Consider the following 15,607-nt stretch of genomic DNA (forward strand, 5'->3'; position numbering starts at 1 on the left):
AGCGACGCCCCTCTCGGGCGTCTAGAGGATTTCCGCGTCGGTCCGCGAGGTCGGATCGTCGCTCCCGCTCCCGCTCTCGCTCCCCGACGACATCTGCTGGCGCGTCGCGTCGTCCGCCGACGCCGGCGCGCCGCCGCTCTCCTCGACCAGCACCGCGTCCTCGTCGACGAAGCCGTCGTCGCCGACCACGTCGTCGTCGACGACTTCCACCTCGTCGCGTTCGTCGGCCGCGCGCACGTCCGTCGCTTCGGCCGCAAGCGTCTCCCCGTCGACGAACGCCCGCTCCACGTCCCGGACCGCCTCGTCGAGTGCGTCGCCGTCGAGGTGGCCGTCGAACGCCTCGGCCACCCGATCCGGCAGCGCGTACCGATACTGGTCCTCCTCGACGTGTTCGACGAAGCCGGCCGTTCGGAGCGGTCGATTTCGCCCGTACGCCATCGGCCCCTCCGGCGTCCCGCCCGCGGCGACGTGGGCGTCGACCGGGTCGGCCGGTCCCTCCGTGCGGTAGTGCGCGAGCATCCGCCGCGAGAGGTCGGGCAGGCCGTCGATTTCGGCCCGAAGCCGGGCGACGACCGCCTCGCGCGTGCCGGGTTCGGGGCCGTCGGGCGTGGACGCCGTTCCGTCCGGCTTCTCCTCCGACTCGACCGACGTCGACGGCTCCTCGTCCGCGGCCTCGCCGCCGAACGTCACTTCAGTCTGCGCGTTCGAGGCGTCGGGGGTGGCGTCCCCGTCCTTCTCCTCGGCGCCGTCGCCTCCCCCCACCGCCCCGGGCGTCGGCCACTCGTTCGGCTCGATGGCCGGGTGGTCGTCGGCGTCGTCCGTCGTCGCCTCGGCCGGATCCGCCTCGCTCGTCTCGTCGTCGGGTTCGTACTCGTGTAGTTCGGCCTGATCGTCCACCACCGTCCCCGCGCGGGCGAGGTTGCGACCCTCGCCGCCGCGGTACGGCGCCTCCGCCTTCTGCAGCATCGCCTGCGCGAACCGGTCGGCCATCCGCGAGAGGTCGCGGGCCTCCTCCAGTTCCGCCTCCAGTTCCCGGATGCGCTGTTCTTTCTTCTCCACCTCCTGTCGGAGGTCCGCGAGTTCGCTCTCACGGCGCTCCTGTTCGTCGCTGATCTCGCGGAGATCCGAGACCAGGTCGTCGCTGATCGATTTGAGCTCCGGGCGCTCGAAGTCGTCGAGGCCGGGCGTCGCCCCCGCGTCGAAGGTGCGCTTGCGGTGGAACTGCACCCGGCGCACCGACTCGCTCCAGTCGGTCATCAGGAACGCCTCGCCGTCGCCGAGGTCCTCGACGGCGCTCGCGTGTTCGGCGTCGATGATCCGACTCACGACGTTCGTGTCGTTGTTCCACGTCAGACGGTGCCACACCAGCCAGTCACACTGCGTGATGAAGTCCTTCTTCACGTCGGCGGGACGCTGGCTGATGCCGACGATGCCGAGGCCGTGTTTCCGGCCCCGTTTGCCGATCTTGATCAGCATCTTCCCCGTCTCGTCGAGGCCGCCGCCCTCCGGAATGTACTCGTGGACCTCCTCGACGAGCATCAGGAAGGGCTTTTTCAGCTTCTTCTCTTTCGCGAACAGGTGGCGGGCGACCGACAGCAGGAGCTCCTTCGCTTCGTCGTCGTCGAGGTAGCCCGACACGTCGAGGATGATGGGGACGTTCCCCTCCAGCGCCAGCGACGCGATTTTCTCCGCGTGCTCCGGGCTGACCTGGATGTCACACTCGTCGTCGGCGCCGGCGTGTAGGAGTTCGAACTCCTCCTTGAGGCCGTAGTACTCGCCGTCCGTGTCGACCACGAGGACCGGGAAGTTGTTCGCCAGCAGGTTCTCCACGAGCACCGACGCGGTGTTGGACTTCCCCGACCCCGACTTCCCCGTGACGAACCCCCGGCCGGTGAGCAGTTCCACGACCGGGAGCGAGACCGGCGTCCCCGGGTCGGCGCCGGCGTCGCCGCCGGGACCGTCGCTCACGTCCGCGACCGTGATGGTTTCCGTCTCCGTGTCCGTCATCGGTCTCCGAGAGACGCCCGTTCCCCATAGTTCCGCGTCAGACGGGCGTCCTACTCCAGCCCGTCGAAGTCCGTCAGCGACGACTGGCCGTCCGTCGTCGACCGGTCGGGCGTCGGCTCCACCGCCTCGTCGTCGTCCCACCCGTCCAGTCGCGCCTGTTCGGCCGCCCCGAACTGCAGGTTCGACACCCGGACGCCGAGTTTTCTGATCTCGTCGCCCGCGAACTCCGCGAGGAGGTCGCCGGCCACCTCCCGGACCAGATCGGCGTCGGCCACGGGGCCGGGGAGCGAGCGCTCGCGCGTGTACACGTCGTACGGCGGGGTCACCGCCTTGATGCCGATGGTGCGATACAGCGCGCCCTTCCCCTCGGCCCGTTCGGCCACGTCAGCCGCCAGTCCCGCGACCGTCTCGCGCTGTCTCCCCGCGTCGGCCGTCGCTTCCGTGAACGCCGACTCCCGGGAGAGGCTCTTGGGGCGGCCCGTCGGCGTCACCGCCCGGTCGTCGTTTCCGCGCGCCCGGTCGTAGAGCGTCCGCCCGCGCTCGCCGAACCGTTCGCGGATCGCCGTGGGGTCCGCGGCCGCGAGGTCACCCGCCGTCTCGACGCCCATCTCGCCGAGTTTCCGCGCCGTCACCGGGCCGACGCCGTGGACCGCCTCGACCGGCAGGGGGTCGAAGAAGTCGCGCACCCCGCCCGGCTCCACGACCACGAGGCCGTCCGGCTTGTCGTGGTCGCTCGCCACCTTCGCGGCGCTCATCGTGGGTGCGACGCCGACGCTCGCCGGCACGCCCACCTCGCGGGCGATGCGCTCCTTGACGTGGCGGGCGTACCCTTCAGCGAGCGGTCGGCCGTCCACCACCTCCCACGCCGTCCGCTCGGTCACGTCGAGGTACGCCTCGTCGACGCTCACCTCGCGCACGCGGTCCGCACACTCGTGGAGGATCGCCTTGATCTCCCCCGCCACCTCGCGGTAGTACTCCAGGTCGACCGGCCGGTAGTGCCCCGCATCCGCGGGGTCGAGGGTGGGGTCCTCGCGGGCGACCGCCTTTCGGGGCAGCAACTCCAGCGCCTGCGAGACGGGCTGGGCGCTCTCCACTCCGTAGGCGCGTGCCTCGTAGCTCGCGGTGGCGACGGCGCCGTGGGGCTCGCCGGATTCGTAGCCCATGCCGACGACGACCGGCTCGCCCCGCAGTTCGGACTCCCGAAGCCGCTCGCAACTGGCGTAGAAACAGTCCATATCGACGTGACAGACGATGCGGGGGTCGTCGCCGTCGTCCGCGCCGGGGAGCGTCCCGCCCTCGTCGACCATAGGATGGGTAGCGCGCCGACGGCCCTCAAGATTCCGTTATTTGAGGCGCTCCTGCAGGAAGGAGGGGTGCGTGGCGGTCACGCCGTCGATGTCGAGGATGTCGTCGTTGATCACGTTGCCGAGGGCGTCGCCGTCGGGTGCCCGGACTTCCGCCATCAGCATGTGGTCGCCGGAGGAGGTGTAGAGGGTTTCGACGGCGTCCATCCCCTTCAGCGCGCGGGTGACCTCGACGTAGCGCTCGCTCTCGACTTCGATGCCGACGATGGCGATGGACTGCCCCGAGAGTTTCTTCGGGTCCACCTCCGCGGTGTAGCCGACGATGACACCCTCCTCCTCCATCTGCTGAATGTACTTTCGGACCGTCGGCTTCGAGACGCCGGCCCGGTCGGCGATCTCCCCGTAGGACGCCTGTGCGTCCTCCTCGAGGACGGAGAGAATCCGACGTTCCGTATCGAGCGTACTCATACCTACCCGTTTCGGTCCACGGAAAAAATATGTTGCGAAGAAGAAAACCGCTACTTGTGCCGGTCGAGCAGCATGTCGTGGGTCCGCTCCCACTCGTAGTCGTCGTCGAAGTACCGCTCCGCGAGCGGTTCCTCGGGCATCTCGCCGATGGCCTGTTTCTCCTCGGAGTAGGAGGGCCGGTCGCTGTCGACGTAGAACCGACCGGTCAGGACCTCGCCCTCGTAGAGGCCCCGCTCGGCCTCGCTGGCCATCTCCTGGGCCGCCGCCTTGTCCGTCGGATCGTGCTCGTAGTCCTCCGAGTCGTTGATGTCGATGTAGGGGACGTACTGGCGGGCGTCCTTGTTCCAGGTCGGACACTGGGTCAGGAAGTCGACGTGAGCGAAGCCGTCGTGTTGCATCGCCTCGACGAGGATCTCCTTCGCCTGGTTGGGGTTGACCGCCGCCGTCCGGGCGACGTAGGAGGCGCCGGACGTGAGCGCGAGCGAGAGCGGCCGGATGGGGTCCTTGGCGCTCCCGTGGGGCTGGGTCTTCGACTTGTGACCCTTCGGCGACGTGGGCGAGGTCTGCCCCTTCGTCAGGCCGAAGATTTCGTTGTCGAAGACGATGTAGGTCATGTCGTGGTTCTCGCGGGCGGTGTGCATGAAGTGGTTCCCGCCGATGCCGTAGCCGTCGCCGTCGCCGCCGGCCGCGATGACCTCGAGTTCGGGGTTGGCGAGTTTGGCCGCGCGGGCGATGGGGAGCGACCGACCGTGGATCGAGTGGTAGCCGTAACACTCGAAGTAGCTGTTCAGCTTGCCCGAACAGCCGATGCCGGTGACCAGCAACACCTCGTCGGGGTTGCGGCCGATCTCCGGCATCGCCTGTTTCAGCGCCTTCAGGACGCCGAAGTCGCCACAGCCCGGACACCACGTCGCCTGCGGTTCCAGGGTGGGCGTGAACTCTTCGCGGTCGATCTCCCGTTCCTCACCGATGGCTGAGAATGCACTCATGTTAGTCACCTGCCGCTGGGACGTAGGTCGTCTGCTGTTCGGGCACGTCCTGGCCCTCGATGCTGGCCTCGAACCCCGCGACGATTTCGGCGGGTTCGAACGGTTCGCCGTTGTATTTCAGGAGGCTCGACAGCTTCTCGCCGAACCGGCCGAGCTCCTTCTGCGTGAGGCCGCGGAACTGTCCCGAGGAGTTCATCTCGACCACCAGCGCCTCGTCGACGCTCTCTAAGAACTCGGTCATCTCCTCGACCGGGTACGGCATCATGTCGCTGACGCCGATGCCTTTCACCGAGTGGCCGGCGTCGTTGAGGCGGTCGACCGCCTCCGCGACGGTCCCCTGCTGGCTCCCGAAGGTGATCAGGCCGTAGTCGGCCTCCTCGGGACCCATGTGGGTCTGGGTGCCCTGGTCGTCGAGGAACTCGCGGATGGCGTCGAGCTTCGACGCCCGACGCTCGACCTGCGTGACGCGGTTGGTCGGGTCCTCGTCGATGTGGCCGGCCTGGTTGTGTTCGTTGCCGGTCACGAGGAAGTGCCCGCCCTTCTGACCCGGGATGGATCGCGGGCTGACGCCGTCCTCGGCGTCGTAGCGGTAGCGGTAGAACTTCCCGCCGGGACCGTGAGGGGCCTCTTCCAGTTCAGCCTCGGTCGTGACGGCGCCGAGTTCGGGGTTGGGCTCGCGGTCGAAGTGGCTCGCGGGCACGTTCATCAGTTCACCGCCGATCTTCTGGTCGTACAGCAGGATGGCGGGGATGTTGTAGCCGTAGGCGAGCTGGAAGGCGAGTCGGGACTGCTCGTACGCCTCGGCGACCGTCCCCGGCGCCAGCACGACGCGGTTCGAGTCGCCCTGACTCGTATAGAGGACGTGTTCGAGGTCGGCCTGTTCGGGCTTGGTCGGCAGGCCCGTGGAGGGGCCGGCACGCATCGCCTCGACGAGGACGACGGGCGTCTCGGACATCTCCGCGAGACCGAGCGGCTCGGACATGAGCGCGAACCCGCCACCTGAGGAGCCGGACATCGCCTTGACGCCGGCGTGGGAGGCGCCGAGCGCGAGCGCCGCGGCGGCGATTTCGTCCTCCACCTGCTCGGAGATGCCGCCCACCTCGGGCAGCGCCTGGGACATGATGGTGAACACCTCGGTCCACGGCGTCATCGGGTAGCCGGCGATGAACCGACAGCCCTCGTCGATGGCGCCGTAGGCGATGGTGTCGCTGCCCGACAGGAGCACCTGTTCCTCGTCGTGGGTGCCCTCGGGCACCCGGAGGTCGTGGGTGAACTCGAACTCCTCGGTCACCATGTCGTGGGTGTAGTGGAGGATCTCCTTGTTGGGTTCGAGGATGTCCTCGGGCATCGACTCGGCCATCAGTTCCTCGAAGTACTGGAGGTCGATCCCCAGCAACGCGGCCGTCGCGCCGACGCCCGCCGTATTTCGCATGACCTCACGCCCGTGGTCGCGGGCGATTTCGCGGAGGTTGAGCGGGTAGACGTGCCAGTCGTTCTCCTCGACTCGCTCCTCGAAGTCCGGGATGTCGTCGGCGTCCAGCAGGCCGGTGTCGTAGACGATGACGCCGCCCTCGTTGAGTTCGTCGAGGTTCTCCGCCAGCGGTTTCACTTCCTCGTCGCCGTAGTAGGCGCCCTCCTTCGGGTTCCGGGCGAAGGAGTCGCCGAGCGCGAGCAGGCAGTTGTAGCCGTCGCCGCGGGATCGGACCGGCTCCGAGTCGGCCCGTACCTCGGTGTAGGTGTGACCGCCGCGAATCCGCGACGGATAGTGTCGATGCGTAAAGACGTGAAGGCCCGCGCGCATCAGGGCCTTGGCGAAGTTCTGGCTGGTCGACGCGATACCGTCGCCGGAGCCACCAGCAATTCGCCACATGAGCTCGTGGTCAGTCATATTTACTTCACGGCCCTCGGGGGGCCACTATCGACACGATTGACCACGGTTCGACTAAAGCCTTTGCTATACGTTACCAAGCAAAAATGATGTAAGACTCCCGATTTCGGGGGTCTGGGTCCCTGAACGCGTGGGCGGTTCCCGTCGATTTCGACGGGGACGACGATCCGTCTCAGAGGAATTGTCGGGCGTCTGTAGCGATTCTCGCCGGACAGTTACGATACCCCCTCTCAGAACGACCGGTCGAGGTAACGATTCGCCCGCGCCACCGTCTCCCGGTCGTACGTCCAGAACCCCCGCCAGCGGTTCGGCTCCTGCTGGTGGGCGATCAGCGCCGCCCCCGATCCATCCGGCGGTTTGAACACCACACACCACGAGTTCCGGTACTCGTCGCTAGTGCCGGTGTGGACCGTCGCGTCGAGGCCCCGTGGCACCCCGTCCGGCACGCCGTAGACGTGCACGTCGACCGTCCGTCCCGCGAGCCGTTCGTACACCTTCTTCGTCCCGAGTTCGTCTTCGAGTCGCGAGAGCCGCTGGAACGTCGAGCGGAGCGTCCCCGCTCCCGCCTCGTACGCTCGTCGTTCGATGTGCCGCGAGACGAGAATGAGCAGGAGCTTCTCCTTGTTGGACGCCGGATACCCCCGCAGGTCGAACAGCGTCTCGTCCATCCCTTTGAGCACGTCGGGCACGTCGCTGTCGAAGCCCTTGGTCCCCGTCTTGAACCGGTCGGCGTTCACGAGCAGGAACGACCGCATCAGTTCGCGGAGCGACGAGACGGCCGTCACCTGACCGTCCTTACGGAGGGCGACGATGTCGTCGTCGTTCTGCGGGAGCGACCGCTCGACCAGGTCGACCGACTGCATACTGAACGCGTCCGCGAGCAACTCCTGTACCGGCTCCGGATGTGTCCGATTGATCGTGACGAGCGACACGTCGTGGCGACTCGCCGCCTGAAAGAACTCCGTGATATCCGAGGGGCTGGCGTCGGCGGCCATCTATCCGAACGGCGGACTGTGGCGATATATACCTCAGGGACCGGTTATCAGCGCTGAAAGCGCCCTATACTGTCGGCTGTAAGGCAATCAAGAGATCGGTCACCTCGGTGTGACTGGTCTCTTGAAACAGCTACAGCCGACAGTATTACTCGTCGACGTTCTCCGGACTGCGGGGGTGGTAGTCGGTGTCGTACTCGCCCGGCTTCCCGTCCATCCGGTCGGGGTTGGCTCGTCCCGACAGCAACAGGAAGTCGACGATGGTCAGGGCGAGCATCGACTCGACGACCGGGACACCCCGCGGCGGGAGCACCGGATCGTGGCGCCCGACGACCTGAATCTCCTTTTCCTCGCGCGTCTCCCAGTCGACGGTCGTCTGGGTCTTCGGGATGGAGGTGGGGGCGTGGATCGTCACTTCGCCACGGATCGGCTGGCCGGTCGTGATGCCGCCCTGAATCCCCCCGTGGTCGTTGCCGACGGGCACCGGGTCGCCGTCCTCGTCGAACTCCCAGTCCTCGTTGCGCTCCGACCCCCTGTACCGGCGCGCCTCGCGCCCGAGGCCGAACTCGAAGGCCGTCGCCGCCGGCACCGACATCATCGCCTGTCCGAGGCGAGCGGAGACGGAGTCGAACCGCGGTGCCCCGAGCCCCCGGGGGACGCCACGTGCCTCGAACTCGACGGAACCGCCGATGGAGTCGCCCTCCTTCTGGTACTGCTCGATCCGCTCGCGCATCCGTTCGGCCGTCTCGGGGTGACCACACCGCACCTCGTTGTCCTCGCTGTGTTCCAGCATCTCCTCGAAGCTCACCGCGGGCGCTTCGATGTCACCGATCTGGTTGACGTGGGCCTTGAGTTCGATTCCGTGGTCGCCCAGAATCTTCTTCGCCACCGCGCCCGCGGCCACCCAGTTCACCGTCTCGCGAGCCGAGGAGCGCCCGCCGCCGCCCCAGTTGCGCGTCCCGAACTTCGCGGAGTACGTGAAGTCGCCGTGGGAGGGGCGGGGCGCGGTGATGAACGGTTCGTACTTGCCCGAGCGGGCGTCCTTGTTCTGGATGACCATGCCAATCGGCGTGCCGGTCGTGTAGCCGTCCTGCACGCCGCTGTGGATGCGCACCTCGTCGGGTTCGCCCCGACTGGTGGTGATCATCGACTGCCCCGGCTTGCGCCGGTCGAGGTCGCCCTGGATGTCTTCCTCGGACAGCTCCAGTCCGGCCGGACAGCCCGAGACGACGACGCCCATCGCGTCGCCGTGGCTCTCGCCGTAGGTCGTCACCTGAAACAGACGACCGAATCGGTTACCGTTCATGTTCGTCCAGTTCGGCCCCGAGGTCATAAAGCACGTCGAAGAACCCCGGGAAGGAGACGTCGACGTGATCCGCGCCAGCGACGGCAGTCGTTCCCTCGGCGACGAGGCCAGCGATGGCGAGCGACATGACGATCCGGTGGTCGTCGTGGCCCGCCACCGTCGCCCCTCGCAGGTCGCTCTCTCCCCCGTGGATCGTCAGGGTGTCTTCCTCCTCGGTCACCGCGGCGCCCAGTGTCTCCAGTTCCGTCGCCATCGCGCGCACCCGGTCGGTCTCCTTCAGCCGGACGTGCTCGCAGTTGACGATCCGGGTGTCGCCGTCCGCGACGGCGCCGAGGACCGCGATGGTGGGCAGGAGGTCCGGCGTGTCGCCCACGTCAACCTCGACGCCCGTGAGGTCGCTCCGGCGGACCGTGATCTCGCCCGCCTCGCGGTCCCACGAGATATCGGCACCCATGCGTTCCAGCACGTCGACGATGGCGCTGTCGCCCTGCGCGCTGGGGTAGGCACCCTCGACGACGACGCCCCCCTCCGCCCCCGCGACGGCGCCCGCCGCGAGCAGGTACGACATCGACGAGAAGTCGCCGGGCACGGGGTAGGGATCGACCCGTTCGTATCGCTGCCCGCCCGGCACCCGGTAGCCCGTCGTCGTCTCCGCCGCCTCGATCCCGAAGGCGTCCAGCACTTCGAGCGTGATGTCGACGTAGGGCGCCGACTTCAGTTCGGTTTCGAGGTCGATGTCGATCCCGTCGTCGGTCACCGCGCCCACCATCAGGAGCGCGGTGATGTACTGCGAGGACACGTCGCCGGGGATGGAGACGGTGCCGCCCGCAATCGGTCCGCCAACGACCAGCGGCGCCTGTCCGTTGCCCCGCGTGCTCTCCGCGCGCCCGCCGAGTTGCTCGACGGCGTCGAGCAAGGGTCCCTGCGGCCGCGAGCGTAGCGAGTCGTCGCCCGTCAGTACCGTCAGGCCGTCCCCGAGCGCCGCACACGCCGTGACGAGTCGGGTGGTCGTCCCGCTGTTCGCACAGTCGATGACGTCGTCGGGGACGCCCGGCCGGCCGGCGAAGCCAGTCACGTCCAGGTCGCCGTCCGTGCGGTCGACGGTTCCTCCGAAGGCCTCGACAGCACGCATCGTCGCCCGCGTGTCCGCGCTCACGAGCGGATCGGCGACGACGGCGCCGTCGCTGTACCCCGCCGCGAGGATCGCCCGGTGCGTGTAGCTCTTCGACGGCGGCGCGCGCGCCCGTCCCCCGACCCGTGATCTGGTGATGTCCACGTCCATATCTGGCGGTCGGGCGGCCGCGGTATCAGGCTACCGAACGCGGCACCCGAGTGTCGCGGCCGTCCCCGACGCGGACCGGTCGACTGCGCCCCGCTGGCGTGTCGCTTTCGACGCTCGGAACGCCGGCCCCCAAGGCGTTAGGTGCGTGGAACGCGTTGTCACGATGTCGCCATGCCCGAGGAGACACCGCGAATCGCCCTCGTCGCCGTCCCGGATCGACTCGCGGGGAGGTTAACCGAGACGCTCCGAGACGGGGACTTCGACGTGACGATCGTCGATTCGGCCGGCGAGTGTCTCCGCCTCGTGGCGCGGGGCGAGGTGGACGGCGTCGTCGGCGGCTACGCCCTTCCCGATCTGGACGGCGTCCGTCTGTTGCGGTCGATCCGGGTCTCCCATCCGGGCCTTCCCTTCATCTTGATCCTCGAATCGGCGTCGCCGACGATCACCGACGAGGCGGTCGCCGCCGGGGTGAGCGGTTACGTGCCGGCGGACGCCGATCCGTCGACGATCCTCGCTCGACTGCAGGCTGCCCTCGACCGGGACGCTCCGTGGTTCTCCGACGAACACCAGCACCGGTATCGCCACCTCATCGAGATGGCGCCGATTCCGATCAACCTGTTCGACGACACCGGCGAGTCCATCTGGTGTAACGACGCCACCCTCGACCTCCTCGGACTGGACGGCCGGGACGAACTCGTCGGGCGATCCATCTTCGAGTTCGTCCACCCCGACGACCACGCCCTCGCTCGACGGGAACTGGCCGACGTCATCGAGCGCAAGGAGTCGACCGGGCCGACCCAGATGAAACTCGAACGGCCCGACGGCGAGGTGCGATACGTACAGGTCTCGACCGCAGTCGGTCGGTTCCTGGGCAAGGACATCGGTCAGGCCGTCGTCGTCGACATCACGCCGCTTCGCGAGGTGCAGCGTGCCCTCCAGGACGAACGGCGGTTCATCGAGAAGGCCCTCGATACGCTACAGGACGTGTTCTACGTCGTCGACGCCGACGGCGAACTCCTGCGGTGGAACCAGGCTGTGACCGACATCACCGGCTACGACGACGAGCTGGCGTCGATGAACGTCACGACCCTGTTCGCCGAGTCGGACCGGCCGCGGGTTCTCGACTCCATCGGGACGGTCGTCGAGGAGGGCTCCGACACTATCGAAGCCACGCTCGTCACCAAACACGGCCACACCTGCCCGTACGAGTTCCGCGGCCGACGGCTGGACGGCAGCGACGACGGGCCACAGGTGGTCGGGATCGGGCGCGACATCTCGCATCGAAAGGAACGGAAACGGCAGTTGAAGGCGCTCGAACAGTGGCTCCGCCACAACATTCGCAACGACGTGAACGTCATCCACGGCACCGCCGAGAACGTCCGTGAGGGTCGAATCGGGAACGTCGACGAGGGCATCCGCCGGATCGAGCGCTACGCCGACCACCTCCTCGAACAGGCCGACCGCGAGCGTCGGATCGTCGAGATACTGACCGAGCCGGTCGATCCGGTGTCGATAGATCTCGCCGAACTCGCCCGACGGCGCATTGACGCGCTCCGGGAGCGCTACCCCGACGCCGACATCGATCTCACGCACGCCGATCCGGTCGTCGTGGCCGCGATTCCGGACCTCTCTGCCGCCCTCGACGAACTGATCGAGAACGCCATAGAGTACGCCGACCACGAGGCGCCGACGGTTCGGGTCGCCGTCGACGACGAGGGTGTTCGGGGAGTCGTCCACGTCGTCGACGACGGCCCGGGAATCCCCGACATCGAGCGGGACACCTTGGACTTCGACCGCGACATCGACCAGCTCCACCACGGCTCCGGGCTCGGACTGCTCTTCGTCTACTGGGTGACCCGGCTCTCCGGCGGCGACATGACCGTCGACGGATCCGACGACGGGAGCACCGTCACGCTCGCGTTTCCGGCCCGGCGGGAGTGATCGCCCCCGCCGGGTCGCGACGCCGACCCCGTGACCCTCAGTTACTAAAGGATCACGTCGAGTAGGTGGCGTATGTTCGAGAAGTCGACGTGGATCAAACTCCCGCGGAACGTGGTCGTGGGCCACGGCGTGCTCGACGACCTCGGCGACGTCGTCGACGACCTCTCGGTGGTCGGTCGGCCGCTGGTCGTGACGAGTCCGTCGCCCGAGCGACTGGTCGGCGAGCGGGTCCGTGCCCAGCTCGGCAACGATCCCGCGACGATCACCGTCGAGCACGCGGGGTTCGACGCCGTCGAGCGCGTCGTCGAAGCCGCCGAGAGCGAGGGCGCAACCTATCTCGTCGGCCTCGGCGGCGGCAAACCCATCGACACGGCGAAGATGGCGGCCGACCACCTCGGCTTCGGCTTCGTCTCCGTCCCCACCGCGGCCAGTCACGACGGCATCGTCAGCGGCCGCTCCTCCATCCCCGAGGGCGACACCCGCCACAGCGTGGCTGCCGATCCGCCGCTGGCCGTCGTCGCCGACACCGAAGTCGTCGCGGCCGCGCCGTGGGAGCTCACCACCGCCGGCTGTGCCGACATCGTCTCCAACTACACCGCCGTCGAGGACTGGCAACTCGCCCACCGCCTGCAGAACGTCGAGTACTCCGAGTACGCGGGCGCGCTCTCCCGGATGACCGCCGAGATGCTCGTCGAGAACGCCGAGTCGATCAAACAGGGGCTAGAGGAGTCGGCGTGGGTCGTGGTGAAGGCGCTCGTCTCCTCCGGCGTCGCCATGTCCATCGCGGGCTCCTCGCGGCCCGCGAGCGGCGCCGAACACCTCTTTTCGCATCGGCTGGACCGCATCGAACCCGGCCGCGCCCTCCACGGCCACCAGGTCGGCGTCGGCTCCATCCTCGTCGCCTACCTCCACGAGGGCGAGAAGGGGATGTGGCGAAACATCCGCGACGCCCTCGCGGTCATCGGCGCGCCGACGACGGCCGCGGAACTCGGCTTCGACGACGAGACGGTCATCGAGGCGCTGACGACCGCCCACCGCATCCGCGACCGGTACACCATCCTCGGCAACGGCATCAGCGAGGCGGCCGCGCGCGAAGCCGCGACGGTGACGGGCGTGATCTAGACCCTCACCGCGTCGCGTGGCGACGCTCACAGAACGGAAGAGGCAAGCCGGTGCGGTCCAACCCCCCGCTATGGCAACGGCCAGCGCCAGCGGCCCGGTCAAGGACCACCCCGCCGCCGTCACCGCCGTCCTCTCCGTCGTCGGCTACACCCTCGTCGTCGGCACCTTCCTCGGAGTGGTTCCCGGGTCGATCTTCCCCGACCTCTCGCTCGAACAGGTAAACCGCCTCTCCGACGCCATCGCCGTCGTCAACACCGTCGCCACCCTCTCGCTGATCGCCGGCTGGCGGTGGATCCGCCGCGACGAGGTCAAAAAACACGCGACCGCCATGGCCTCCGCCTTCGGTCTCATCCTCGTCTTTCTCGTCCTCTATCTGACCAAAATCGGCGGCGGCGGCACCAAGGAGTTCGTCGGCCCCCAACTCGTCTACTACGCCTACCTGGCGATGCTCGCCATCCACATTATCCTCTCTATCGTCTCCGTCCCCGTCGTCCTCTACGCCATCGTTCTCGGCGTGACCCACACCCCGGCCGAACTCCGCGACACCGCCCACGCCCGCGTCGGACGGGTCGCAGCCGGCGCGTGGATCCTCTCGCTCTCGCTCGGCGTCGTCACCTACCTCCTCCTCAACCACGTCTACAGCTGGGAGTTCGTCGAGGCGGCGATTGTTTTCGTTTAATCCCACTTCCCCCGAACCACCAGCGTCGGCACGTCCGTCGCCCGAACGACCCGCTCCGTGACGCTCCCGACCACGTACCGCTCCACCCCACGTCGGCCGTGGGTCCCCATCACGATCAGATCGATGCTGTTCCCCTCGGCGTAGTCGACGATGGCGTCCTCGGCGAGACCCTCGATCACCGCCTCGGTCACGTCGACGCCGCGGTCGGCCGCCCGCTCCGACACGGCCGCCGTCGCCGCCTCGCCCTCCTCGTGGAGCGCGTCGCGGAGGGCGTCGAGACCGAGCCCCGGCGCCTCGTGGGCGATACCGTCGACGTCGACGACGTACAGGGCGTGGACCGTCGCGTCGAACCGTTCGGCGATGGCCAGTGCGTGTTCGGTGGCCGCCATCGCCGGGTCGCTCCCGTCGGTCGGCACCAGAACGTGATCGTACATGGCCGCCGATTCGGTCGCCCAGCCCTCATATCCCCCGGCGGTTCTCGGCCGGCGGGAACCGCCCCATCGTTCGCCGACGGCGGGGATTTTTGGTCACCCGCTTCGTGGGCGGCCGTGTGCGAGTCGCGTTCGCGTCGATGTCGACGGCCCACCACGGCGACGACTGGTACGCGGGTCGGCTGCAGGCGGTCGCCGAACGCCTGGCGGCCCGTGGCCACGACGTGACGATCTGCTGTGTGCAGTGGTGGGACGGCGATCATCCGAGCTTCGACTTCGAGGGCGTCACCTACCGCCGGGTGACCGCCGACCACGCACCACGGGCGTTCGTCACCAAGCTCCCGTTCGCGCTCAACAGCGTCCGCCCCGACGTGGTCCACGTCGCGACGCGGCCACACCTCGCCGTCCCCGCCGCGAAGGCCGCCGGCCGGCTCCGACGCACCCCAGTCGTCGCCGAGTGGTGGGCGTACCCCGACGACGAGACGCCGCCGTGGCGCCGCCGCTGGGCCGCCCGCTCGCCCGCTCGCGTCCTCGTCCCCTCCGACACCGTCGGGACGACGGTCCGCGAGTGCGGGGCGGCCGCCGCCGACGTCGAGGTGATCCCCGACAGCGTCGACGTGGCGGGCATCCGCGACGCCCCCGTCGACCCTCGCGCCGACGTGGTGTACGCCCGTTCGCTCGACGAGTACGCCAACGTCGAGGCCTTTCTCCTCGCGCTGGCGGAACTCCGACAGCGGGACTGGCGGGCCGCGGTCATCGGCGACGGGCCGGCCCGTCCCGACGCCGAACGGACCGCCCGTGACCTCCGCATCGACGACCGAGTGGAGTTTCTCGGCGCCCTCGACCCCGGGGACCAGATTCCGATCCTCAAGGGCGCGCACGTCTTCGCCCAGACGGCGACGTGGGCGCCGTTCGCGACGGACCTCCTCCGGGCGCTCGCGTGTGGCTGCGTCGGCGTCGTCGCGTACCAGGCCAACTCGGCCGCCCACGAACTCGTCGAGGGGGACCCCCGCGGCGCGCTGGTGACCAGCCCCCGCGAACTCGCGGACGAAATCGTCGCCGCGGCGGAGCTGGAGCGCTGGACGGTCAACGAGGCGTACGCGTCTTACGATCACGAGGCGGTTCTCGACCGCTACGTCGACTGCTACGAGACGGTCGTCGCCGACTACGGCCTCTTTTGACGTTCCCGACCGTTTCG

13 protein-coding genes are annotated in these 15,607 nt (G+C 68.5%); 4 read left to right on the top strand and 9 right to left on the bottom strand.

What is annotated here, in order from left to right; all coding sequences use genetic code 11:
- Positions 1-21: 21 nt before the first annotated feature.
- The 8 genes from DU484_RS09060 to aroA form a co-directional block, all read right to left on the bottom strand.
- Positions 22-2,007, bottom strand: a complete 1,986-nt coding sequence (locus DU484_RS09060) for a helicase HerA domain-containing protein (RefSeq protein ID WP_114605751.1) — start codon at positions 2,005-2,007, stop codon at positions 22-24.
- A gap of 50 nt (positions 2,008-2,057) precedes the next feature.
- On the bottom strand, positions 2,058-3,314 hold the full coding sequence (dinB, locus tag DU484_RS09065) for a DNA polymerase IV (RefSeq protein ID WP_114605752.1): 1,257 nt from the start codon (positions 3,312-3,314) through the stop codon (positions 2,058-2,060).
- 36 nt (positions 3,315-3,350) lie between these two features.
- Complete coding sequence (gene lrpA1, locus DU484_RS09070) at positions 3,351-3,779, bottom strand: HTH-type transcriptional regulator LrpA1 (protein ID WP_114585749.1); 429 nt, start codon at positions 3,777-3,779, stop codon at positions 3,351-3,353.
- Between the two features lie 50 nt (positions 3,780-3,829).
- Positions 3,830-4,768: a thiamine pyrophosphate-dependent enzyme gene (locus tag DU484_RS09075; protein ID WP_114585750.1), complete on the bottom strand. Its 939-nt coding sequence runs from the start codon at positions 4,766-4,768 to the stop codon at positions 3,830-3,832.
- 1 nt (position 4,769) lies between these two features.
- A complete protein-coding gene (locus DU484_RS09080) occupies positions 4,770-6,656 on the bottom strand; it encodes a 2-oxoacid:acceptor oxidoreductase subunit alpha (protein ID WP_114605753.1) in 1,887 nt (628 codons plus the stop codon).
- Between the two features lie 230 nt (positions 6,657-6,886).
- Positions 6,887-7,651: a DICT sensory domain-containing protein gene (locus tag DU484_RS09085; protein ID WP_114585752.1), complete on the bottom strand. Its 765-nt coding sequence runs from the start codon at positions 7,649-7,651 to the stop codon at positions 6,887-6,889.
- Positions 7,652-7,796: 145 nt separating this feature from the next.
- Complete coding sequence (gene aroC, locus DU484_RS09090; RefSeq protein WP_114585753.1) at positions 7,797-8,954, bottom strand: chorismate synthase; 1,158 nt, start codon at positions 8,952-8,954, stop codon at positions 7,797-7,799.
- The gene (gene aroA / locus DU484_RS09095; RefSeq protein ID WP_114605754.1) at positions 8,944-10,236 is read right to left on the bottom strand and encodes a 3-phosphoshikimate 1-carboxyvinyltransferase; all 1,293 of its coding nucleotides are present in this window, start codon (positions 10,234-10,236) and stop codon (positions 8,944-8,946) included. Before aroA ends, aroC begins: the two co-directional genes overlap by 11 nt.
- Before the next feature lie 171 nt (positions 10,237-10,407).
- On the opposite strand from aroA, the gene DU484_RS09100 reads away from it, so the two are divergent.
- The 3 genes from DU484_RS09100 (at position 10,408) to DU484_RS09110 (ending at position 13,978) form a co-directional block, all read left to right on the top strand.
- The gene (locus DU484_RS09100; protein WP_114585755.1) at positions 10,408-12,177 is read left to right on the top strand and encodes a PAS domain S-box protein; all 1,770 of its coding nucleotides are present in this window, start codon (positions 10,408-10,410) and stop codon (positions 12,175-12,177) included.
- A 72-nt stretch (positions 12,178-12,249) separates the two neighbouring features.
- Entirely contained in the window at positions 12,250-13,299 is a 1,050-nt protein-coding gene (locus tag DU484_RS09105) for an NAD(P)-dependent glycerol-1-phosphate dehydrogenase (protein WP_114585756.1), read from the top strand.
- 70 nt (positions 13,300-13,369) lie between these two features.
- Positions 13,370-13,978 carry a DUF420 domain-containing protein gene (locus tag DU484_RS09110; RefSeq protein WP_114585757.1) on the top strand — a complete coding sequence of 203 codons (609 nt, stop codon included), beginning with the start codon at positions 13,370-13,372 and terminating at the stop codon, positions 13,976-13,978.
- On the opposite strand, the gene DU484_RS09115 is transcribed toward DU484_RS09110, so the two are convergent.
- The gene (locus DU484_RS09115; protein ID WP_114585758.1) at positions 13,975-14,412 is read right to left on the bottom strand and encodes a universal stress protein; all 438 of its coding nucleotides are present in this window, start codon (positions 14,410-14,412) and stop codon (positions 13,975-13,977) included. The two genes, DU484_RS09110 and DU484_RS09115, sit on opposite strands and share 4 nt — an antisense overlap.
- A 116-nt stretch (positions 14,413-14,528) precedes the next feature.
- Here DU484_RS09115 and DU484_RS09120 point away from each other — a divergent pair, with 116 nt between their 5' ends.
- On the top strand, positions 14,529-15,590 hold the full coding sequence (locus DU484_RS09120; RefSeq protein ID WP_114585759.1) for a glycosyltransferase: 1,062 nt from the start codon (positions 14,529-14,531) through the stop codon (positions 15,588-15,590).
- Positions 15,591-15,607 lie beyond the last annotated feature (17 nt).

The organism is Haloplanus rubicundus (assembly GCF_003342675.1).
In the GTDB taxonomy this organism is placed as follows: Archaea; Halobacteriota; Halobacteria; order Halobacteriales; family Haloferacaceae; genus Haloplanus; species Haloplanus rubicundus.